A 22,003-nucleotide genomic window follows, 5' to 3' on the forward strand; every position below is an offset into this window, starting at 1 on the left:
CGGACCTTCATTCGGTCGTGTCCGTCAGCATCACCTTGTAGCGCTTACGCAACTCGCTAAAAACCTCCTCGGAACCGTGTATACGGCCAGCATCGGCATCGGCAATACCCCGCGTGATGGAGGCATCAAGCGCGGCAAGACGCATCTCGCGTTCCTGCACAAGACGTACGCCTTCTCGCAAAACTTCGCTTTTCGAGCCGTACCGCCCCGTATTGACGAGGTCTTGAATGTAGCTTTCAAGCTGCTTGCCAAGGTCTGCGCTGATCATCCGGTTGGCCTCCATCGGTCTGCATAATTGCAGGATAAAGCCTTTATCAACTATTATCAATGGAACGCGAAAGCAGAAAAGCGGAGGGTTTCCCCTCCGCTTTTCTTTTGCCGTAACAGCAAATTTAGCTGAATTTCGGGTCCAGCGAACCATCGCGATAGCGCTTCGCCATTTCGGAAAGCGGGATCGGACGGATTGATGCAGCATGACCGGCAGTGCCGAACTGCTCGAAGCGCTCCTTGCAGAGCTTGGTCATGGCAGCCATTGCTGGCTTCAGATATTTGCGCGGATCGAATTCGCTTGGATCTTCCTGCAGGACGCGGCGGATCTGGCCGGTCAGCGCCATGCGGTTGTCCGTGTCGATGTTGATCTTGCGCACGCCATGCTTGATGCCGCGCTGGATTTCCTCAACCGGAACGCCCCAGGTCGGCTTCATCTTGCCGCCATACTTGTTGATGATTTCCTGCAGCTCTTCCGGCACCGACGACGAACCGTGCATGACAAGATGCGTGTTCGGCAGCTTGCGATGGATTTCCTCGATCACATTCATGGCGAGGACGGAACCGTCCGGCTTGCGGCTGAACTTGTAAGCGCCATGCGACGTGCCCATGGCGATTGCCAGTGCATCGACCTTGGTTTCGCGCACGAATTTCACAGCTTCGTCCGGATCGGTCAGAAGCTGGTCGTGCGACAGCACGCCTTCCGCGCCGTGGCCATCTTCTGCATCACCCATGCCGGTTTCGAGCGAACCCAGAACGCCGAGTTCACCTTCCACCGAAATACCGCCGAGATGCGACATCTCGCTGACCTGACGCGTGACTGAAACATTGTAGTCCCAGTCGGCAGGCGTCTTGCCGTCGGCCTTGAGCGAGCCGTCCATCATGACGGAAGTGAATCCCGCCTGAATGGCGGTCATGCAGGTGGCGGCTTCGTTGCCATGGTCGAGATGCACGCAGACCGGAATATGCGGATAGATTTCCGTTACCGCATCCATCATGTGACGGAGCATGATGTCGTTTGCATAGGAACGCGCGCCGCGCGAAGCCTGCAGGATCACCGGCGCATCGGCGGCATCCGCCGCTTCCATGATGGCAAGCGCCTGTTCCATGTTGTTGATGTTGAATGCCGGGACGCCGTAACCCTTTTCAGCGGCGTGATCGAGCAATTGCCGCAGCGTAATGCGCGCCATTTCTAGCCTCCTAGAGCGCATCCCGAAAAGTGTGAAACGGTTTTCGGAACAAGATGCGCGTAAAAACAAATGGATGGAGCATTGCCAATGCTCCAGACGATGTCAGATCAGGTTATTTCGCGAAATATTCGCCGAGGATATCCACCTCTTCGGCCACGCCGAACACCAGCGCACTGCGCTCGTGATAGGTTTGCGGGACGATATCGAGAATGGATCTCGAACCGTCGGTCGCCTTGCCACCCGCCTCACGGGCGAGGAAAGCAATTGGATTGGCTTCGTAGACGAGCCGCAAACGGCCCTTCTCATAGCCGGGGCGGCTGTCATTCACATAGAAGAACAGGCCGCCGCGCTGCATGATGCGGTGCATGTCGCCCACCGCAGCACCGAGCCAGCGCATGTTGAAGTTACGCCCGCGCGGACCATCCTTGCCAAGGAATGCATCGTTGACATAGGCCTGCATGCCAGCGGACAAATGCCGCTGGACGGATGCGTTGAACGCCAGATCGGACGTGCGTTCCGGCAGCGTCACATTACGGCGCGTGATATGGAAAATCCCGCTTGCCGGATCAAAGGTCGCGAAGATTACGCCCTCGCCGACCGAAAAGCCGAGATCGATCGAATTGCCGTAGGAAACATAACCGGCTGCAATCTGGCGGTTACCGGGCTGCAAGAATGGCTCTGCCGTATCTGCCGGGAAAACCGAGAAAATCGTGCCAAGCGGTGCGCCAAGACCGACATTGCCCGAACCGTCGAGCGGATCGATGGCAACGGCGATCAGCCCATCGGCCTTGCCTGCCACGGGGAGGTCCGCTTCTTCCGAAAGAATGGAGGCGGCACCCGCAGCAATCAGCAGTTCAACGAACAGATTGTGCGAACCGACATCGATGCACTTCTGCTGGTCCTGATCACTGTTGACGCCGACGAGCTTGCCCGGATCACCGGGAAGCGAACCGCGTGCGATGCGACCGGCAAGCCGCGTTGCGCCAGCCAGAATAGCCTTGATTGCATCGGCGGTCGCAAGGCGCAGCGCGTCCTTGCCAGCCCAGTTGTCGAGATAAGCGCCGACAGCTTCGGCTTCCACGCGATCGCTATCGCCCACCAGAACCAGCGGAGAAAAATTGCCAGCCATCGTCATTTGCCCTGCTCCAGCAAGAATTTGGCGCGGGCGATAATCGCCTCAGCCGTAATGCCGAATTTTTCATAGAGCACCTCGGCAGGTGCCGAAGCGCCGAAGCCATCCATGCCAATCACATCGTCTTCACTGTCGACATAACGCGTCCAGCCGAACTTGCCTGCGGCCTCGACAGCAATGCGCGGCGCATCGCCCAGAACGCCCTTGCGGTAATCCTTGCTCTGCTTTTCGAACAGATCCCAGCTCGGCATGGAGACGACCGCCGTTGCAATGCCTTCTTCGGCAAGCTTTTCGGCAGCCTTCACAGCGAGCGACACTTCCGTACCCGTGGCAAGCAATGTGATCTGGCGTTCGCCTTTTGCTTCGCGCAGTACATAGGCGCCGCGTGCGGAAAGGTTCTCGCCATTGTCGGTGCGCAACTGCGGCACGTTCTGGCGCGACAGGGCCAGAACGGAAGGCGTATGCGGATCGGAAACCGCCACAGCCCAGCATTCCAGCGTTTCAATCGTATCTGCCGGACGGAAGACATGAAGGTTCGGCATGGCGCGCAGGCTGGCCAGATGTTCGACCGGCTGGTGGGTCGGTCCGTCTTCGCCAAGGCCGATGGAGTCATGCGTCAACACGTGGATGACACGCACGCCCATCAGAGCCGAAAGGCGAATGGCGTTACGGGCATAATCGGAGAACACCATGAAGGTGCCCCCATAAGGGATGAAGCCGCCATGGACCGCGATACCGTTCATGGCTGCGCCCATTGCAAATTCCCGCACACCGTAGCTGACATAGCGACCGCTCTTTTCCGGCGTGAAATCGCTATCGACGGCAGGAACGCGGGTGAGGTTCGAATGGGTAAGGTCAGCCGAGCCGCCGATCATTTCCGGCAGGGCTGCCGTCAGGCTTTCAAGCGCGATCTGGCTTGCCTTGCGGGTCGCAACATTCTGCGGCTTGTTGAGGAGACGCTGCTTGGCATCGCCGACGACCGCTGCAAAGCCTTCCGGCAGAACGCCAGCAATACGACGGTCGAATTCGGCGCGTTCGGTTGCAGGCAGCGCATCGACGCGCTTCTGCCATGCTTCACGCTGCGAAACGCCACGCGCACCGGCCTCACGCCACGCATTGAGCAAGGGGCCGGGAATTTCGAAAGCTTCAGCCGTCCAGCCAAGCGCTGCCTTGGTGGCGGCATTTTCAGCGGCACCCAGCGGCGCGCCGTGCACGCCGCTCGTACCGGCACGATTTGGCGAACCATAGCCAATGACGGTCTTGAGCGCGATCAGTGTCGGACGGTCGGACTGTGCCCTGGCGCGCGTCAGAGCAGCGTCGATGGCATCATGATCGTGACCGTCGACCTTTTCGACATTCCAGCCGCACGCCTTGAACTTGGTCGGAATATCGTCGGTAAAGGCGATTTCCGTGCTGCCGTCGATGGTGATGCCGTTATCATCGTAAAGCAGGATCAGCTTGCCGAGGCGAAGGTGACCGGCAAGCGAGATCGCTTCCTGTCCAACGCCTTCCATCAGGCAGCCGTCGCCGCAGAACACATAGGTGCGGTGATCGACGATATCCTTGCCGAACTGGTCGGCGAGCGCGCGTTCGGCAATTGCCATGCCGACCGAGCTGGCGAGACCCTGACCGAGCGGGCCGGTGGTCAGCTCAACGCCTTCGGTGTGACCATATTCCGGATGACCGGCGGTCTTCGAACCCCACTGGCGGAAGTTCTTCAGCTCATCGATGGACACATCATTGTAGCCCGCCAGATAAAGCGCGCTGTAAAGCAGCATCGAGCCGTGGCCGTTGGAGAGCACGAAACGGTCGCGGTCCGCCCAGTTCGGCGTCGACGCGTCGAATTTCAGATGCTTCGAGAACAGAACTGCTGCTGCATCAGCCATGCCGAGCGGCATTCCCGGATGGCCGGAATTGGCGGCATCGACGGCATCGATCGAAAGAGCGCGAATGCAGTTGGCAAGTTGCAGCATATCAGATACTGGCGGGGCGAAATTCATCGGCGGCAACCTCCTTGCCAAAGCAAAGCCTTAAGCATGTCGCGGAAACTGAGACCGGCTTTCCGACGCCGACATGCAGAAAAACAACAAAGCCGGAGCGCATTTGCACAAAGGCAATTGCGTGCGAAGCGCTCGCGTTGCCCGAGATTTTGCGGTCTTTTCGGGACCAGCGCCCCAGGCACCAATTGCGGTAACACCGTTTCAAAAGCATAACAATACGGCCATAACATTATAACGATTTAAATGTGATCTTGAGTGTGATTTTTCTTTCCACACCCTTGTTTTCAGCCGTTCAGAGGGGGCGAATCGCAGCTCTGGCGTCGCGACTCACCTCCCGAAACTCAAAAAAGCAGCCCGTAGGCGACCCACGGACTGCTTCTTAGAAATGGCATTAGATGAGCTGAATTACGCGCCGGCCATGCGCTGGCGTCTCTCGCGTAACAGCATCGGACCATATTCGAGAACATAAAGCCCGAAAGCGCCCATCCAGAGCAAAGCCGATGCGGCGAGGATAGTATGGAAGAAATTCGGCATGACTTCCGCCAGCGGGCGGATCAGCGCTGCCGCGACAAGGCAAAGATAAGCGACCTGCGTGACGGGCGAAGCCGTCAGTTCGCGTCCGGTATGGCCGCGGGTGGCCCGCGTCATGACCGCCAGCATCATGCAGCCGATCGCACCCACCGTCACGACATGCAGTGCGGAATAAGGATTGAGGCGATCAATGGCCGAGAGACCGATGGCGATGAAACCGAGCGGGATAAACGCATAGGCGACATGAAGAACAAGCAGCAGCCTTTCCCGTGCCACCGACCAACCCCGCCAGCGATAAAGCCGCACGATATGGAACAGGGCTGCAATCCACGCCAGAACGGCGGTTATCGTCTGATCGGGTGCGGCGATCCAGCCGATGCAGGCGGCCACACCGACGAGAATGCTGAAACCGTCATAGCGGTTGAACGGCACCGGAAAGCGCGTCCGCCCCATCTTGTTGAGCCAGTTGCGGGTGAAGCTTGGCACAATGCGCCCACCGATCACCATGACCAGCAGGACATAGGCACTGACACCAATGCGGTTGGCCAATGCCACGTCGCCATCGGTCAGGATCAGATAATGAAAGACGAGATTGGCAATCATAACCGTTGCCACGCCGATCAGCACCTTCAGGTTTTTCCATTGGCGTCCGGCAATGATTTCCCGTCCGCAGATGAAAAGCAGCAAGGGCAGAAACAAGCTTTCTACCGCAACGGCGAACCGTATATCGACGAGATCAGGCTCCAGAAACACGAGCCTGCCCGCAATCCACACCCCGAAGAGAACCGCAAGCGGTATGCCCGACACCGGCAGGCCACCGGTCCAGTTCGGAATGGCTGTCAGCAGGAAGCCCGCCAAAACAGCCGAGGAGAACCCAAACACCATTTCATGGGCATGCCAGTTCAACCCGCCATAGGAGCCGCCCAGCGGCATTCCGAGTGTCAATGACAATATCCAGAAGAGCATGGCCAGAACGGCCCATATGGCTCCGCCCAGAAAAAATGGGCGGAAGCCATAGCTGAGGAGGACGGGACCAGTCATTTTCAGTCCACGCGGCATACCCTTTTGATCGGATGGCATCGCAGCAGGTACTGCCTGCAGGCTTGGCTGTCTGGTCATGATGTCCTCGTCATGTAGCCGGTTCAAGTTCGGCTAATCGAGAGTTTTCGGTCAATCTTATTTGGCGCTGGCGATGACCTTTTCCAGCCGTTCCTGAACGACCTTCGGCTTCTTGGCCGAAACGATCTGGTCGAGATTGGCCGGGCTGTCACCCACTGCAATCAGCGCGATCATACCCATGGCATAATGCGGTGTGCACTTTACCAGATATGCGCCGGGCTGGGTAACTGTCAGCACATAGTTCTCATTGATCTTGCTTTTGAACTTTTCGGCACCTTCGGGGATCATGTCCTTGATGGACTCGACATTGTGCCCCTTGTCGATCGGTATGAAGGTGATCGTGTCACCGGGATTGGCCTTGATATAGGCGGGCTCGAAAACCATGGCGCCTTCGGCACCCTTGTTGAGCATATGCACTTCGATATTTTCAGCTAAAGCGGGGGCCGCCAGCATGGCAAGGATGCCTACCGCAGCAAATTTGATCGCGAGGTTACGCATTTTTGTCCTGATCTCCATCGATGGGCGCATCTGCCATTTGGGTCTCGATGCGCCCGCATAACCGGATTTAGACCTGTCCCCGATCAACCTCTTTGATTTGGATCAAAGAGGTGAAGTTATTCCTGATAACAACGGTCAGATTTCGATCCGAATAAAATTGATTGATTTTCAGCCCCCGGCTAACGCACCATTGACGAACACAGGCAGGAGAAACGGCCCGTTTTCCACCAGCCCTTTTGCCGCAGTTTCATACCCGCCCGCCCGGCATGACAATACTGCATGCATCTTGTATGCATTCAATGAGCTTTACGCCCATTACGGCCCAACACTGCCAAGGAATAGCAGAATGAGCGATACCATTTCGATTTCGACGGAAGAACTCGCAGAGCTTGTGCGAGAAATCCTGAACAAGGCGGGGTTCAGCGACGGCCATGCCGCAGCCATTGCCAAAACCATTGTGGCGGGCGAACGCGACGGCTGCAAATCGCATGGTGTGTACCGCATCGAAGGCTGCCTTCGCACACTGAAGAGCGGCAAGGTTGTAGCCGATGCCGAACCGGTCGTCACGACCGACGATAGTGCTGTCGTCCGCGTCGATGCCAAGGGGGGCTTTGCCAATCTGGCCTTCGAGCGCGGCACGCCTGCCCTCGTTGAAAAGGCACGCAAGCTCGGCATCGCGGCGCTGGCGATCAACGACTGCACCCATTTCGCAGCCCTGTGGCCTGAAGTCGAAGCGCTCGCGGAGCAGGGACTTGCGGCAATAGCCATGTGCCCAAGCTACGCCACCGTGGCACCCGCAGGCGGAACGAAACCGCTTCTCGGCACCAACCCCTTCGCCTTCGGCTGGCCGCGCCCCGGCGATTATCCTTATGTGTTCGACTTTGCCACCAGTGTTGCTGCACGCGGCGAACTGGAACTCTATCGTCGCGCCGGAAAACAACTGCCCGAAGGCTGGGCCGTCGATGCGGACGGCAACCCGACGACCGATCCGGAAGCCGCCCTTGCAGGCGCAATGCTGCCGTTTGGCGGGCACAAGGGATCGGCCATTTCCACAATGATCGAACTTTTGGCCGGCGTGATGATCGGCGATTTCACCAGCCCCGAGGCGCTCGATTTCCTCGGCACGACAACGCTTGCACCGCGCCACGGCGAACTCATCATCGCCTTCGACCCTGCGCGCATGGCCGGTGGCCGTGGCAACCCCGTGGAACGCGGCGAAATCCTGATCGAAGCGATTGCCGGACAGGGCGCGCGCCTGCCGTCGCAGCGCCGCTTTGCCGCCCGTCGCGATTCACTGGCCAAAGGCATTGCGCTCACCGCAACCGAGATCGCGTTGTTGGAAAAGCTGAAGGAAAAGGGGCTGGACGCTGTGTCCTGACCCGAACCCGACAAAAAAGGCGCCGGAATTCGGCGCCTTTTTCTTTTATCTCAACCGGTTTCAGGCTGCGTATTTCGCTGCAACGCCGCCATGCTTGTTCCAGTCGGCGTACCAGGTCTGGAACAGCTTCAACTGGGTTTCGCAATAGCCGCGCTGGCTATCGGACAGCTTGTCCGTCTCGTTGAAATGCAGCTCATATTCCGGATTGCCGGTCAGAACCATCATATGCTTGTAGAAGAGAACAAGGTCAGGGCCTTCATCGAAGGATGACAGCACGTCAAGTGCGGCTTCCAGTTCCAGCGCCAGCTTGCGCGCTTCGCCATCGCCGCGGGCTGCGGCCTTCGACAGCGCTACCAGATGCTGGACTTCCTTCGGCAGCACATTGCCAATGCCGGTGATCGCGCCGGTCGCGCCGCAATTGACGAAGCCGTGGAAAACACCGGTATCGACGCCGACCATCAAAGTTACATCATCATCGGCGCTCGTGATGTTTTCAGCAGCGTAGCGCATGGCTTCCGCACCGCCGAATTCCTTGAACCCGATGAGGTTCGGATGTTCTGCGCGCAGTGCGAAGAACAGGTCGGCGCGGGTCGCAAAACCATAATACGGGCTGTTGTAGATAACGGCTGGCAGATCGGGAGCCGCCGCCAGGATCGCCTTGAAATGGGCCTTCTGCGCCGAAATCGATGAGCCGCGCGAAAGAACGCGCGGGATGACCATCAGGCCCTTCGCTCCAACCTTCTGCGCATGAGCGGCATGGGCGGCGGCAATCTTCGTATTGACGGCGCCGGTGCCGACGACGACGGGCACGCCAGCCTTGGCAAGCGCTTCGACGCCAGCCATGCGTTCTTCGTCCGAGAGGAGCGGCCAGTCACCCATGGAGCCGCAATAGACGACCGCAGACATGCCCTTCGCGATCAGTTCCTTGCCTTTGCGGACCAGCGCATCGAAATCCGGCGTGCGGTCGGGTTTGCAGGGGGTCATGAGGGCCGGAATGCAACCGGAGAAAATGTTAGAGGTCATAGCGTTTTTCCTTGAGCGCTTTTCACACAACCTGAATCTACAATCGGTCTGCCGAGCGTTGTATGGAAACAAATATACACTTTGTATTTTTCTTGTCGACCAAAATTTTATTTCAGGTTAGGATTGCTTGACTGACCGGGTCCAAACTGGTGTTTAGAATGCGGTTGGTCCGCGCTGAGCCTGTTTCCGGGTCGCCAGAACATCACGACAGAGGACAAACACGATCATGGACAAAGACGACGCAAACCAGTCAGCCGATCGGAAGAAGGGTTCGGGCGTCAAGCTGGTTTACGACGTATTGCGTGACGAAATCATCGATCTTTCACTCGCGCCAGGCAGTCCTATTGATGAAAACCAGCTCGCAGAACGCTTTTCCATGTCGCGCACGCCTATACGTGAAGCATTGGTGCGGCTTGCAAGTGACGGGTTCGTGACCACGCTCCCCAATCGCTCGACCGTTGTGTCCAATATCGACTTTCTGAGCCTGCCCGCGTTTTTCGACGCGGTGACGCTGATGTATCGCGTAACGACGCGGCTTGCCGCCCGCAACCGGTCCGACAAGGATCTTGAAAACATCCGCGCGCATCAGGAAGCCTTTGCCCGCGCAGTCCGCTCACAAAATGCACTGGAAATGATCGCGACCAACCGCGATTTTCACGCGGCTATTGCGGAAGCGGGCCGCAATCCCTTCTACACCACTTTCTTTTCGAGGCTTCTCGATGAAGGGCGCAGGCTGTTGCGTCTCTATTACCAGTCCTTCGCCGATCGCCTGCCGGAACGCTATGTCACCGAACACGAAGACATGATCCGCGCCATCGAAGAACGGGACGTGGATACAGCCGATCTGCTTGGCAAGGCACATGGAGACCAGATCGTCTATCAGATCCGCAAGCTGATTGCGGAAGACCGGCGCGACCAGCTCGATTTATAGAGCGGCAGCCGTCACACGGCTTCCAGCAATTGCCTGGGTTCCGTCACACGGTCGAACCACCCAAGCGTTGCCTTGCTGTCGGGAGCCAGAAGAACGCCGCAGTCACCGGCAAAGTCGTTCCATCCGTCGACATAGGTTTCCCGTACCACGGTCAGCACCGGAATCTGGCGCGCATAGGCCGTCTCGATGATGGCGCGGAAACCGTGCCCGTCCGTCTCGCCCTTGCCGAAACGGTTGAGGATCAGCATATCGGCGCCGTCATCCAGTTCCGCCAGAAGCTGGCCTGCCACATCGGCAAGGGCCGCCGGATCGAGACGACACCCCTTCGATCCCGAGCCGAGCGACTGCGAGATGATCTGCGTCACGCCGGTGCCTATATGCTCGATCTCGATATCGCGGCAGCATTCATCCGTGTTGCTTTCGCGGTGCTGAAGAAAGCCCACAACGTGCAGTCCAGCCTGCCTGGCCCGGTGCGCCACGTCTGCCAGAAGCTGGTCAACCGGCTCGTCCTTCGCGGCCCGGATGGCCGCAAGCGTCGGTACACCGCTCATCCATCCGCTCCATCATTCGAAAGCAGATCGATGCCAGTGATATCGGCATCCGCTGCGAGGATCGCGATATATTGCGACACGGCCTTCGACCAGGTTGAGGCTTCCAGCCACCCGGCAATCCTGTCGGCGACATAATCGAACGGCAGTTCTTCGCCTTCAATACGACGGTCAAGCCGCACGATATGAAAGCCGAAGCGGCTTTCAATAGGCGTCGGCGTTATTTCGCCAGGTGTGAGGCGCTCCAGCGCCCGTTCGAATTCAGGCACCGTGCTGCCGCGTGTGAGCTGGCCCAGATTGCCGCCTTGCGCGCCCGAAGGGCAGGACGAGTATTCATGGGCGACCGAAGCGAAGGTGGCAGGCTCGGTAATCACCGAGGTAGCCAGATAGGATGCCGTCGTGCGGGCCTTTTCCCGCTCGCGCTGGTCGGCCGGATCGGCGGCGATCAGGATGTGACTTGCCTCCAGAATGGGCGCACTGGTGAAGCGGTGACGGTTGTTTTCGTAGAAGCGCAAGGCTTCCTCGCGCGTGGCGGAAGGCACTTCGACCTCCCGTTCAATCACCATGCGCACGAGGGCATCTTCATCAGTCTCGCTGCGCCCCTCCGCATCTTTCTCGCTTTCAGGCACGATGCCGGTTTCCCTTGCGCGCTGCAGAAGAAGTTCACGCACTGCAAGCGCCCGGGCGGCAGCAAGCAGTGCCGCGCCGGGATTTTCCGACGGATGGTTTTGTGCCTCCGTCAGAATGTCGGTTTCGTTGATCGCCACGCCATTGACGGACACTGCATCGAAAACCGGGCGTGGTTTTGGCGGCACTCGCGTATCCGGCTCCTGATAGGTCGTGTAACCGGTGTTATGATCATGGGCATGCCCAGGCGACTGTTCGGTTGGCTGTTTCCGGTCAAAAAGCGTAACCATGATCTTTACTCCGCAGGAATGCGCATATGCGAGGGCTGAGCGGTATGGTTGCGCTCACGCACAACCTGATAGCCCGGACGCCAGACATAACGCACCGGTGCGCTCAGCATATGCACAAGCCGCGTGAACGGGAACAGCAGGAAGATGGTCAGCCCCAGGAAGATATGCATCTTGAAGATGAACGACGCATTGGCGATGTAGCTGGATGCCGCCGGATTGAAGGTGAAGATACCTTGTGCCCAGTTCATGAATGTCACCATTTCGCCGCCGTCGATATGCTGCAACGAGATCGGGATCGTGCCGAGACCCAGCAGAAGCTGCAACCACAAGAGGATGATGATCAGCGTATCGGTCGGCCGTGAGGACGCGCGAACGCGCGGATCGAACACACGACGATGCACCAGCATGCTGGCGCCGACGATTGCCATCACGCCGGCAATACCACCCGCCACGACGGCGAGAATCTGCTTGGCCTCATGGCTGACGCCGAGCATGTCGAAGACCCAGATCGGCGTCAGCAGGCCGACCAGATGACCGGCGAAGATGAACAGCACGCCGAGATGGAACAGAACCGAGCCCCACATGAGCTGTTTGCGCCGCAAAAGCTGGCTTGAGCCCGAACGCCACGTATAGGGCTCGCGGTCGTAGCGGAAGATCGAACCCAGCGCGAGCACGCTCAACGCGATATAGGGATAGATGCCGAAAAGAAACGTATGGAGATAAGCCATTTTCCGTCTCCTAGATATGTGAAGGGTTGGACGGGGAGCCGGGCTTGCGCTGCGCTGCACGCATCTGCGTGCGCAACCGGTCCGGTCCGCAAGAATTTTCGCCCGCATTGCCGCCGAAGGTTACCGCTTCTTCTTCCCAGATGCGGTCGAGCGCGGCGAGATCGTTCGGGTCGTCTTCCTCTTGCCGAAGCAACTCTCCGACGAGGTTCTTGTCCGGCTTGGCATTGGCCACATGAAGCAGCGCCGCAAAGGCGTTGGCATAAGGCGATTGACGCTTGCGCAGACGCTCGCCGATAGCCGCCGAGATATGACCCGTCTGGGTGAGAAGATCGTGGATTTCCGCTGGCGAGCGCGTCGACAGGAATTCCAGGAACAGGGGCAGATAGTCCGGCAGTTCCTTGGCATCGACCACAAAGCCGTTGTCGTCATACATCTTCATCAGATCGACCATCGCCTGGCCGCGATCACGACTTTCGCCGTGTACATGCTCGAAAAGATGCAGTGACAGCGACCGCGTGCGGTCGAAGAGATGCACGTAGCGTTCCTGTGCTTCATAGAGGTCGCAGTCGCAGACATAATCGACGAGACTATCGAGAAGCCTGCGGATGCCGGGGGAAAGTTTTTCCCCCGCCAGCACCTCTTTCAGTTCCCCTCCGCCAAGCTGCAGCTCGGCGGTCGGATAGGAAAGCAGCAGCGATATGATTTTCAGGGTCTTGTTCATTACACCTGCTCCCTGAAAATATCCGTCGGCGTCTGGACCACCTTCTGGCGCTTGGAGCCGAACAGGTCTTCCGTCGAAGAACCACCCGAGCAGCCATTGCCGAAGGTGAAGCCGCACGAGCCGCGCACATCATAGGCGTCCTCGGTGATTTCACGATGCGTGGTCGGAATGACGAAGCGGTCTTCGTAATTGGCGATCGCCATGATGTGATACATTTCCTCGATCATCGCACCGCTCATGCCGACACGGTCGGCAATCGCCTCGTCAAGAACGCCATCGACGGTCTTGGCGCGCATATAGGCACGCATGGCGAGCATACGTTCCAGTGCCGAGATGACCGGCTCTTCCTTGCCTGCCGTCAGAAGATTGGCCAGATAGCGGACCGGGATGCGCATGGAACGCACATCCGGCAGTGGGCCATCCATGCCGAGCTTGCCAGATGCAGCAGCCGACTGCAGCGGCGAGAGCGGCGGTACGTACCAGACCATCGGCAGGGTGCGGTATTCAGGATGAAGCGGGAAGGCGATCTTCCAGTCCATCGCCATCTTGTAGACCGGCGAATGCTTGGCAGATTCCAGCCAGGCTTCCGGCACACCGTCCTTGCGCGCCTGTTCGATCACGGCAGGATCGTTCGGATCGAGGAAGATGTTGAGCTGTTCCTGATAGAGATCCTGTTCATTGGCCGTGGAAGCGGCCTCCGCAATACGGTCGGCATCATAGAGCATGACACCCAGATAGCGGATGCGGCCTACGCAGGTTTCCGAGCATACGGTCGGCTGGCCTGCTTCAATGCGCGGATAGCAGAAGATGCACTTCTCGGACTTGCCCGAACTCCAGTTGTAATAAATCTTCTTGTAGGGGCAACCGGAGACGCACATGCGCCATCCGCGGCACTTTTCCTGATCGATCAGGACAATGCCGTCATCCTCGCGCTTGTAGATCGCCCCTGACGGGCAGGCTGCAACGCAGGTCGGATTGAGGCAGTGCTCGCACAGGCGCGGCAGGTACATCATGAAGGTGTTTTCGAACTGGCCGTAGATTTCCTTCTCCACACCTTCAAAATTGTAATCCTTCGAACGCTTGGCGAACTCACCGCCAAGAATTTCTTCCCAGTTCGGGCCCCATTCGATCTTTTCCATCCGCTCGCCGGAAATCAGTGAGCGCGGACGGGCGGTCGGCATGGTCTTGCTTTCGCCTGCGGTCTGGAGATGGCCGTAATCGAAGTCGAACGGCTCATAATAGTCGTCGATTTCAGGCAGGTCCGGATTGGCGAAAATCTTGGCGAGGATACGCCATTTGGAGCCCATCTTCGGCTCGATCTTGCCGTTCTTCTTGCGGACCCAGCCACCGTTCCACTTCTTCTGGTTTTCCCATTCCTTGGGGAAGCCGATGCCGGGCTTGGTTTCAACATTGTTGAACCAGGCATATTCCACGCCTTCGCGGTTGGTCCAGACGTTCTTGCACGTCACGGAGCAGGTGTGGCAGCCGATGCACTTGTCGAGATTGAGTACCATTCCAATTTGCGCACGGATTTTCATTCTGCTGCCTCCTTCGCTGCGGAGCTCTGGTTGCCTTCTTCAAGCGGACCTTCCATCCAGTCCACCTTCTCAAGCTTGCGCACGACCACGAACTCGTCACGGTTTGCGCCGACGGTTCCGTAATAGTTGAAACCATAGGACTGGTGAGCGTAGCCGCCGATCATGTGCGTCGGCTTGGTGATGATGCGGGTGACGGAGTTGTGAATGCCGCCGCGCTGGCCAGTGAGCGGCGAGCCGGGCGTATTCACGATCTTCTCCTGCGCATGATACATGAAGACGGTTCCGTCCTTCATGCGCTGGGAGACGACCGCACGGGCCACAATGGCGCCATTGGCGTTGTAGACTTCCACCCAGTCATTATCGACGAGGCCTGCCCTTGCTGCATCCGGCTCCGAAATCCAGACAACCGGCCCGCCGCGATTGAGCGTCAGCATCAACAGATTGTCCGTATAGGTGGAGTGGATGCCCCATTTCTGGTGCGGCGTGATGAAGTTCAGCACCAGATGCGGCTTGCCGTCCGCCTTTTCACGGATTGCCGGGTTGACCGTCTTGGTATCGATCGGCGGGCGATAGACGCAGAAGCCTTCGCCGAATGCACGCATCCACAGGTGATCCTGATAGAGCTGCTGACGACCGGTCAGCGTGCGCCACGGGATCAGCTCGTGAACATTGGTATAACCCGCATTATAGCAGACGGTCTCGGATTCGATGCCCGACCAGGTTGGCGAAGAGATGATCTTGCGCGGCTGCGCAACAATATCGCGATAGCGGATCTTCTCGTCTTCCTTGGGAATGGCCAGATGCGAATGGTCGCGGCCTGTGAACTTCGACAGTGCTTCCCACGCCTTGACCGCTACTTCGCCGTTGGTTTCCGGCGCAAGCGACAAAATGACTTCGGTCGCGTCAACGTCGGTATAGATGCGCGGACGCCCCTCGCTTGCCCCCGGCTCGTGAACCTTGCCGTTCAGATTGGCGAGCAGCTCGACCTCATGTTCGGTGTTCCACGAAATGCCCTTGCCGCCATTGCCCAGCTTGTCGAGAAGCGGCCCGACGGAAGTATAGCGCTTGTAGAGGTTTGGATAATCACGTTCCACAACCACGACCGATGGCATCGTCTTGCCGGGGATCGGCTCGACCTCACCCTTCTTCCAGTCGAGAACATCCTTCGGCTGCGCCAGTTCGCCCGCCGTGTCGTGCAGCGTCGGCACGAGAACGATGTCCTTTTCGACGCCCAGCACTTCCGGGGCAACATCGGAGAACTTCTTCGCAATGCCCTTGAAAATTTCCCAGTCGCTGCGTGCTTCCCATGCCGGGTCTGCTGCGCTCGACAGTGGATGGATGAAAGGATGCATGTCGGACGTGTTGAGATCGTTCTTTTCATACCAGGTCGCGGTCGGCAGAACGATATCGGAATAAACGCAGGTCGTGGACATGCGGAAATCGAGCGTGACCAGCAGGTCGAGTTTTCCTTCCGGAGCATTCTCATGCCACACGGCCTCACGGCTTTCCTGTGCGCCTTCCTGACCCAGATCCTTGCCAAGCAGGCCGTTCGACGTGCCGAGCAGGTGCTTCAGGAAGTACTCATGCCCCTTGCCCGACGAACCGAGCAGGTTCGAACGCCAGACAAACATATTGCGCGGCCAGTTGGCCTGATGGTCCGGATCCTCGCAGGACATGGTGACGGTGCCGTTCTTCAAAGCATTCGCGATGAAGTCTTTCGGCTCCTTGCCCGATGCGGCAGCCTCCTTGGCAAGTTCCAGCGGGTTCGTCTGGAGCTGCGGCGCGGAAGGCAGCCAGCCCATGCGTTCGGCGCGGATGTTATAGTCCATCATCGTGCCGTCCCATGCACCCTCGGGGGCCGTCGGCGAGAGGATGTCCTGCACCTTGACCGTCTCGTAGCGCCACTGGTCGGTATGGGCATAGAAGAACGAGGTTGAGTTCATGTGGCGCGGCGGACGGTTCCAGTCGAGCGCGAAGGCAAGCGCTGTCCAGCCGGTCTGCGGACGCAGCTTTTCCTGCCCCACATAATGGCTCCAGCCGCCGCCGGACTGCCCCACACAGCCACACATCACCAGCATGTTGATGATGCCGCGATAGTTCATGTCCATGTGGTACCAGTGGTTGAGACCGGCACCGAGGATGACCATGGAACGACCGTTGGTCTTTTCGGCATTGGTTGCGAATTCGCGGGCGACCGCAATGATCTGGTCGCGCGGGACGCCCGTGATCTTCTCTGCCCAGGCCGGGGTATATGGCAGGCCCTCGTCATAGGACTTGGCAGAATTCTCGTCGCCAAGTCCGCGATCAAGCCCGTAATTGGCGGCAAACAGGTCGAACACTGTCGCGACCATGACGTCGCCGCCCTTGATCTTCAGCTTGCGGGCCGGAACCTTGCGCACCAGCACGCTTTCATGGTCCGTGCCTTCAAAGTAATCGTGCTCGCGATTACCGAAATATGGGAAGGCCACATCGGCAACGGCATCATGGCTGTCCTTGTCGATAAAGCTCTTGGCAAGTTCCACATCCTTGCCCTTGCCGTCCTTTTCTTCAAGGTTCCACTGGCCGTCGTCACCCCAGCGGAAACCGATGGAGCCCTGCGGCGCAACATAGGCACCCGATTTCGTATCGAAGGCGACCGTCTTCCAGTCAGGATTGTTGCCTTCGCCGAGATCGCCCTTGAAGTCGGAAGCGCGCAAGAAGCGATCCGGCACATAACGCCCGTCCTTCTTCGACAGCATGACCAGCATCGGGAAATCGGAATATTTACGGCAGTAATTCTCGAAATAGGGTACCTGCCGGTCGATGTGATATTCGCGCAGGATGACATGGCCGAGCGCCATCGCCAGCGCGGCATCGGTGCCCTGCTTGGGATGCAGCCACAGATCGGAAAACTTTGCGGCTTCCGAATAATCCGGCGAGACCACGACCGACTTGGTGCCCTTGTAACGTACTTCCGTATAGAAATGCGCATCCGGCGTGCGGGTCTGCGGTACGTTGGAACCCCAGAGCATGAGGAAACCGGCATTGTACCAGTCAGCCGATTCCGGCACGTCGGTCTGCTCGCCCCAGGTTTGCGGCGAAGCCGGCGGCAGATCGCAATACCAGTCATAGAACGACATGCAGACGCCGCCCAGCAGCGACAGGTAACGCGAGCCCGCAGCATAGGACACCATCGACATGGCCGGGATCGGCGAGAAGCCGATCACGCGGTCCGGTCCATAGGTCTTGGCCGTATAGGCATTGGCCGCAGCGATGATCTCGTTGACCTCTTCCCACGTTGCGCGAACGAAGCCGCCGAGACCGCGCACCTTCATATAGTCGGCGCGCTTGGCAGGGTCCTGCTGAATTGCGGCCCAGGCTGCGACCGGCGTTTTCACCGCACGTTCCTTGCGCCACAGCTTCAGGAGGCGGGAGCGGATCAGCGGATATTTCACGCGGTTGGCCGAATAGACATACCAGCTATAGCTTGCCCCGCGCGAACAGCCGCGCGGTTCATGGTTCGGCAGGTCGGCGCGCGTGCGCGGATAATCCGTCTGCTGGGTTTCCCAGGTGATGATGCCGCCCTTGACGTAAACTTTCCACGAGCAGGAGCCGGTGCAATTCACGCCATGGGTGGAGCGGACGATTTTGTCGTGCTGCCAGCGCTTGCGATAGGCCTCTTCCCAGTCACGGTTTTCATTGGTCGTGACGCCATGGCCTTCCGAGAAGGTGCCGACATTCTTGCGCGCAAGAAAATTCAGGCGGTCGAGGAGTAGACTCATGATTTTATCCTCACTTTATTTCTTCAGGCAGCAGCAGCGGCTGTCTTGTTGCGGCGCTCGACGTCATAAAGCAGACCGCCTTTTCGGGTGTAGACGCCCCAGGTGATGACGAGGCAGGTCACGTAGAAGATCAGGAAGGCCCAGAGTGCTGCTTCCGGTCCGCCGGTCATGCTGATCGAGGTGCCGTAGCCCTTCGGGATGAAGAAGGCGCCGAAGGCAGCAATGGCCGAGGTGAAGCCGGTGATGGCAGCAGATTCCTTGTCCGCCTCGTGACGGCGTTCTTCCGGGGTGGCGTTGGGCATCAGCCGCACCATTTCCTTCGACATGATCGCCGGGATCATCTGGAAGGTGGAGGCATTGCCGATACCGGTTGCGAAGAACAGCAGGACGAAGGAAGCAAAGAAGCCCCAGAAAGCGTTCGGCTGATCCTTGATACCGACGAAGTATAGAACGCCCGCCACGCCGATCATCATCAGCACGAAGGCCCAGATGGTCACGCGACCGCCGCCATATTTATCGGCAAGCCAGCCCGACCCCGACCGCGACAGCGCGCCGACCAAAGGTCCAAGGAAGGCGAATTGCAGCGCATTGACCTCGGGGAACAGGATGTTGGTCAAAAGCGGGAAGCCCGCCGAATAACCGATGAACGAGCCGAAAGTACCGGTATAGAGCCAGCACATAATCCAGTTGTGCTTGCGGCGGAAAATGACGGCCTGATCAGCAAACGATGCTTTGGCCGAGGCGATATCGTTCATGCCGAACCAGTTGGCGAAAGCAGTGATGACGATAAACGGCACGAAGAAGAAGCCGGCATTCTGCAGCCAGAGCGGCGTGCTGCCCGCTTCGGTCGCAACCATTGCCGGATCGCCGCCAAGCTTGCCGAAAATACCGGCAGTGATGACGAGCGGAACGACGAACTGCACGACGCTGACACCGAGATTGCCGAGACCTGCATTGAGCGCCGCCGCATTGCCCTTTTCATGCTTCGGGAAGAAGAACGAAATGTTGGACATGGAGGAAGCGAAGTTACCGCCGCCGAAGCCACAGAACAGTGCCAGAAGCAAGAATACGAAGTAAGGCGTATTCGGGTTCTGCACGGCATAGCCAATACCGATGGCCGGAATGACCAGTGACCAGGTGGTCAGTGTGGTCCACAGGCGACCGCCGAAGATCGGCACCATGAAGGAATAGAAGATGCGGAAGGTCGCGCCCGAAATGCCGGGGAGCGCCGCCAGCCAGAAGAGCTGGTCGGTCGTGAACTGGTAGCCGACCAGCGGCAGCTTCGCCACCACCACGGACCAGACCTGCCAGATGGCGAAAGACAGGAGAAGTGCCGGGATCGAAAGCCACAGGTTGCGCTTGGCGATCCTCCTTCCCTTCTGTTCCCAGAAGGTCGGATCGTCCGGACGCCAGTCGGTCAGGACGGAATCGCCCTTTGCAGGTTTGACTTCGGCCTTCTTGAGCCCTTGCAGTTCGGCAAAGGGCGGAAGCTCTTCCGTGGCCTTGCCTTCGGCTGCACGCTCCATCTGGCGGATCGAGACATGCATCCAGGCAAAGGAGACCGCGACGATGACGAAGAGCAGCATGAAGCAGCTCGTCCAAAGGCCGGTCTGATCCAGCAGCACGCCGAACAGGATCGGCAGAATGAAGCCGCCAAGACCGCCGATCATCCCCACCAGACCGCCGACGGAGCCGACATTGCCCGGATAGTAGACCGGAATGTGCTTGAAGACGGCTGCCTTGCCCAAGGCCATGAAGAAGCCGAGGATGAAGACGGTGATGGTGAAGCCGATCACACCCATTTCCGCGTGGAAGGCCAGTGGGCCATTATCACTCTGGATGACATAATCCGTCGGCGGATAGGACAGTATGAATGTCGCGACCAGCGAGACGGCGAAGGTCCAGTACATGACCCGGCGCGCGCCATAGACATCCGAAAGATGCCCACCATAGGCGCGGAAAAGGCTGGCCGGGACAGAGAAGAACGCTGCGATGATGCCTGCGAGGCGAATATCGACGCTATAGACATGGATCAGATATTGCGGCAGCCACAGCGCGAGCGCCACGAAAGCGCCGAAGACGAAGAAATAGTAAAGCGAGAAACGCCAGACCTGCACGTTCTTGAGCGGCTCCAGCTCCATCAGCGTGCTTGTCGGTTTTTCGCCCTTGCGCCGACGCTCAACCAGAACGGGATCGTCGCTCGTGGTGAAATAGAAGATCAGCGCCATGATGACCATCGCAGCCGCCCAGATTTCGGCAACTGCATGCCATCCAAGCGCGACCATGACCATTGGCGCAAAAAACTTCGTTACCGCTGCACCAACGTTGCCCGCGCCGAAAATGCCGAGCGCAACGCCCTGCTTCTCGGGTGGGTACCAGCGCGAGACATAGGCAACACCGACCGAGAACGACCCGCCCGCCACGCCGACGCCAAGCGCTGCAATCAGCATTTGCGGATAGGTGGTGGCGTAGGTCAGAAGGTAAGTGGCGACCGCCGAGACCAGCATTGTGAGCGTAAAGATGGCGCGGCCACCATAGCGATCCGCCCAGATGCCCAGGATGACACGGATCAGCGACCCGGTCAGAATAGGCGTACCGACGAGCAGACCGAACTGGGTTTCGCTTAAGCCAAGCTCGGATCGAATTTCAATGCCGATGATTGCGAAGATGGTCCAGACCGCAAAACAGACTGTGAATGCGGTCGTACTCATCGCCAGCGCGGTAGTCTGCGCCCTGGGATTTTCCCCTGCGACTTGTTGCATAGGCGTACTCCGAATTGAATACCATGGAAGGTTTCGTTTGCACTTATGCGTCGACTTTCAGATGAATACATTGATTAAGATCAATATCGTCTGACTATTCAAGTTGAATTTAAGATATTCGTGAGTTAACGACAAAAATAGATTTAGTTTGCCCTAAGTATTGATTAATACGCATTGCCTGATTGATATTAATCAAGCATAATAGGCCAACAAAAACTTGACCCTAAGAGTGAGGTTTAATGCGGAAGGAAGATATCGACGCGCTGAGAAATCTGCCGCTTTTCATGGATATGGCAGATGCCACATTCGAGCGGATCATGCGTCCGAGCTTCGTGCAGTCATTTCCGCCGCGAACGACCTTGATCAAGGAAGACGAGCCTGCCGATTTTCTGTTCGCGATCCTTGATGGCCTTGTGCTGATGTCGGCGAAATCGGATGACGGCGAAACGGCACTGGAGATATTGCGCAACGACGACATCTTCATTCTCGCAGCCGTGCTCAATGACGATGTGTGCCTGCAGACCGCGCAGACACTGACGCCGACCCGCGTGCTAATGGTGCCCTCCAGCCTTGTCCGGGATTTGATGAGCGAGGATGTCGGCTTCATGCGCGCCGTCGTTTTTGAAACCGCACGCTCCTATCGCCGTCTGGTCAAGGAATTGAAGGCACAGAAGCTTCGAAGCAGTGTGCAGCGCCTCGCCAACTGGATCGTCAAGGAATCGCTGTTGAACAACGGCGCGGAGGTCGTGATGATCCCCTATGAAAAACGAACGCTGGCCGCCTATCTTGGCATGACGCCGGAGAACCTGTCACGCAATTTTGCGACACTCGGTTCCCATGGCGTCAGTGTGCAGGCCTCCGCAATCAAGATCACGAACAAGAACAAGCTGCTGCAATTCGCAGCCCCTTCCCATCTGATCGACAAGGAAGAACCGGCCCGCACGGCCGACAGGGTTTAG

The 22,003-nt window shown here is 58.3% G+C and carries 17 protein-coding genes; 3 read left to right on the forward strand and 14 right to left on the reverse strand.

Annotated features, from left to right (window positions below; translation table 11 throughout):
* Positions 1-7 precede the first annotated feature (7 nt).
* The 6 genes from ACYSN1_RS13165 to ACYSN1_RS13190 all read right to left on the reverse strand — a co-directional run bounded on the left by ACYSN1_RS13165 (position 8) and on the right by ACYSN1_RS13190 (position 6,737).
* The gene (locus tag ACYSN1_RS13165; protein ID WP_461726090.1) at positions 8-268 is read right to left on the reverse strand and encodes a type II toxin-antitoxin system ParD family antitoxin; all 261 of its coding nucleotides are present in this window, start codon (positions 266-268) and stop codon (positions 8-10) included.
* A 124-nt stretch (positions 269-392) separates the two neighbouring features.
* Positions 393-1,457 (reverse strand): class II fructose-bisphosphate aldolase, encoded by a 1,065-nt coding sequence (fba, locus tag ACYSN1_RS13170; protein WP_010660864.1) that lies wholly within the window; start codon positions 1,455-1,457, stop codon positions 393-395.
* Positions 1,458-1,569: 112 nt separating this feature from the next.
* Entirely contained in the window at positions 1,570-2,592 is a 1,023-nt protein-coding gene (locus tag ACYSN1_RS13175; protein ID WP_461726091.1) for a class 1 fructose-bisphosphatase, read from the reverse strand.
* Positions 2,589-4,589 carry a transketolase gene (gene tkt, locus ACYSN1_RS13180; protein WP_461726092.1) on the reverse strand — a complete coding sequence of 667 codons (2,001 nt, stop codon included), beginning with the start codon at positions 4,587-4,589 and terminating at the stop codon, positions 2,589-2,591. Before tkt ends, ACYSN1_RS13175 begins: the two co-directional genes overlap by 4 nt.
* Before the next feature lie 405 nt (positions 4,590-4,994).
* Positions 4,995-6,239 (reverse strand): NnrS family protein, encoded by a 1,245-nt coding sequence (locus ACYSN1_RS13185; RefSeq protein ID WP_461726093.1) that lies wholly within the window; start codon positions 6,237-6,239, stop codon positions 4,995-4,997.
* Positions 6,240-6,296: 57 nt separating this feature from the next.
* Complete coding sequence (locus tag ACYSN1_RS13190; RefSeq protein WP_140020897.1) at positions 6,297-6,737, reverse strand: pseudoazurin; 441 nt, start codon at positions 6,735-6,737, stop codon at positions 6,297-6,299.
* Positions 6,738-7,083: 346 nt separating this feature from the next.
* Here ACYSN1_RS13190 and ACYSN1_RS13195 point away from each other — a divergent pair, with 346 nt between their 5' ends.
* Positions 7,084-8,115 (forward strand): Ldh family oxidoreductase, encoded by a 1,032-nt coding sequence (locus ACYSN1_RS13195; RefSeq protein WP_461726094.1) that lies wholly within the window; start codon positions 7,084-7,086, stop codon positions 8,113-8,115.
* Between the two features lie 60 nt (positions 8,116-8,175).
* Here the strand turns inward: ACYSN1_RS13195 and ACYSN1_RS13200 are convergent, their stop codons facing one another.
* A complete protein-coding gene (locus ACYSN1_RS13200) occupies positions 8,176-9,138 on the reverse strand; it encodes a dihydrodipicolinate synthase family protein (RefSeq protein ID WP_461726095.1) in 963 nt (320 codons plus the stop codon).
* Between the two features lie 226 nt (positions 9,139-9,364).
* Between ACYSN1_RS13200 and ACYSN1_RS13205 the strand changes: the two genes are divergently transcribed.
* Positions 9,365-10,069 (forward strand): GntR family transcriptional regulator, encoded by a 705-nt coding sequence (locus ACYSN1_RS13205; protein ID WP_461726096.1) that lies wholly within the window; start codon positions 9,365-9,367, stop codon positions 10,067-10,069.
* Between the two features lie 11 nt (positions 10,070-10,080).
* Here the strand turns inward: ACYSN1_RS13205 and ACYSN1_RS13210 are convergent, their stop codons facing one another.
* The 7 genes from ACYSN1_RS13210 to ACYSN1_RS13240 are packed head-to-tail and all read right to left on the reverse strand — an operon-like array spanning position 10,081 to position 21,044.
* Positions 10,081-10,620: a DUF2478 domain-containing protein gene (locus ACYSN1_RS13210; protein WP_461726097.1), complete on the reverse strand. Its 540-nt coding sequence runs from the start codon at positions 10,618-10,620 to the stop codon at positions 10,081-10,083.
* Positions 10,617-11,534, reverse strand: coding sequence for a peptidylprolyl isomerase (locus ACYSN1_RS13215; protein WP_461726098.1), 918 nt, complete (start codon positions 11,532-11,534; stop codon positions 10,617-10,619). Before ACYSN1_RS13215 ends, ACYSN1_RS13210 begins: the two co-directional genes overlap by 4 nt.
* Positions 11,535-11,539: 5 nt before the next feature.
* Positions 11,540-12,262, reverse strand: coding sequence for a respiratory nitrate reductase subunit gamma (gene narI / locus ACYSN1_RS13220; RefSeq protein WP_461726099.1), 723 nt, complete (start codon positions 12,260-12,262; stop codon positions 11,540-11,542).
* A gap of 10 nt (positions 12,263-12,272) precedes the next feature.
* Positions 12,273-12,983: a nitrate reductase molybdenum cofactor assembly chaperone gene (narJ, locus tag ACYSN1_RS13225; RefSeq protein WP_461726100.1), complete on the reverse strand. Its 711-nt coding sequence runs from the start codon at positions 12,981-12,983 to the stop codon at positions 12,273-12,275.
* Positions 12,983-14,521, reverse strand: coding sequence for a nitrate reductase subunit beta (gene narH, locus ACYSN1_RS13230; RefSeq protein ID WP_461726101.1), 1,539 nt, complete (start codon positions 14,519-14,521; stop codon positions 12,983-12,985). The genes narJ and narH overlap by 1 nt, the downstream gene beginning before the upstream one ends.
* The gene (locus ACYSN1_RS13235; protein WP_461726102.1) at positions 14,518-18,282 is read right to left on the reverse strand and encodes a nitrate reductase subunit alpha; all 3,765 of its coding nucleotides are present in this window, start codon (positions 18,280-18,282) and stop codon (positions 14,518-14,520) included. The genes narH and ACYSN1_RS13235 overlap by 4 nt, the downstream gene beginning before the upstream one ends.
* 23 nt (positions 18,283-18,305) lie before the next feature.
* Positions 18,306-21,044, reverse strand: a complete 2,739-nt coding sequence (locus ACYSN1_RS13240; protein WP_461726103.1) for a nitrate/nitrite transporter — start codon at positions 21,042-21,044, stop codon at positions 18,306-18,308.
* 239 nt (positions 21,045-21,283) lie between these two features.
* Here ACYSN1_RS13240 and ACYSN1_RS13245 point away from each other — a divergent pair, with 239 nt between their 5' ends.
* Positions 21,284-22,003, forward strand: coding sequence for a cyclic nucleotide-binding domain-containing protein (locus tag ACYSN1_RS13245; protein WP_461726104.1), 720 nt, complete (start codon positions 21,284-21,286; stop codon positions 22,001-22,003).

Source organism: Brucella sp. LJL56 (genome assembly GCF_054871705.1).

Bases quoted from the DNA above. Each gene is read 5' to 3' on its own strand.
- ACYSN1_RS13165 (WP_461726090.1), bottom strand. From the start codon at position 268: ATGATCAGCGCAGACCTTGGCAAGCAGCTTGAAAGCTACATTCAAGAC.
- fba (WP_010660864.1), bottom strand. From the start codon at position 1,457: ATGGCGCGCATTACGCTGCGGCAATTGCTCGATCACGCCGCTGAAAAG.
- ACYSN1_RS13175 (WP_461726091.1), bottom strand. From the start codon at position 2,592: ATGACGATGGCTGGCAATTTTTCTCCGCTGGTTCTGGTGGGCGATAGC.
- tkt (WP_461726092.1), bottom strand. From the start codon at position 4,589: ATGAATTTCGCCCCGCCAGTATCTGATATGCTGCAACTTGCCAACTGC.
- ACYSN1_RS13185 (WP_461726093.1), bottom strand. From the start codon at position 6,239: ATGACCAGACAGCCAAGCCTGCAGGCAGTACCTGCTGCGATGCCATCC.
- ACYSN1_RS13190 (WP_140020897.1), bottom strand. From the start codon at position 6,737: ATGCGTAACCTCGCGATCAAATTTGCTGCGGTAGGCATCCTTGCCATG.
- ACYSN1_RS13195 (WP_461726094.1), top strand. From the start codon at position 7,084: ATGAGCGATACCATTTCGATTTCGACGGAAGAACTCGCAGAGCTTGTG.
- ACYSN1_RS13200 (WP_461726095.1), bottom strand. From the start codon at position 9,138: ATGACCTCTAACATTTTCTCCGGTTGCATTCCGGCCCTCATGACCCCC.
- ACYSN1_RS13205 (WP_461726096.1), top strand. From the start codon at position 9,365: ATGGACAAAGACGACGCAAACCAGTCAGCCGATCGGAAGAAGGGTTCG.
- ACYSN1_RS13210 (WP_461726097.1), bottom strand. From the start codon at position 10,620: ATGAGCGGTGTACCGACGCTTGCGGCCATCCGGGCCGCGAAGGACGAG.
- ACYSN1_RS13215 (WP_461726098.1), bottom strand. From the start codon at position 11,534: ATGGTTACGCTTTTTGACCGGAAACAGCCAACCGAACAGTCGCCTGGG.
- narI (WP_461726099.1), bottom strand. From the start codon at position 12,262: ATGGCTTATCTCCATACGTTTCTTTTCGGCATCTATCCCTATATCGCG.
- narJ (WP_461726100.1), bottom strand. From the start codon at position 12,983: ATGAACAAGACCCTGAAAATCATATCGCTGCTGCTTTCCTATCCGACC.
- narH (WP_461726101.1), bottom strand. From the start codon at position 14,521: ATGAAAATCCGTGCGCAAATTGGAATGGTACTCAATCTCGACAAGTGC.
- ACYSN1_RS13235 (WP_461726102.1), bottom strand. From the start codon at position 18,282: ATGAGTCTACTCCTCGACCGCCTGAATTTTCTTGCGCGCAAGAATGTC.
- ACYSN1_RS13240 (WP_461726103.1), bottom strand. From the start codon at position 21,044: ATGCAACAAGTCGCAGGGGAAAATCCCAGGGCGCAGACTACCGCGCTG.
- ACYSN1_RS13245 (WP_461726104.1), top strand. From the start codon at position 21,284: ATGCGGAAGGAAGATATCGACGCGCTGAGAAATCTGCCGCTTTTCATG.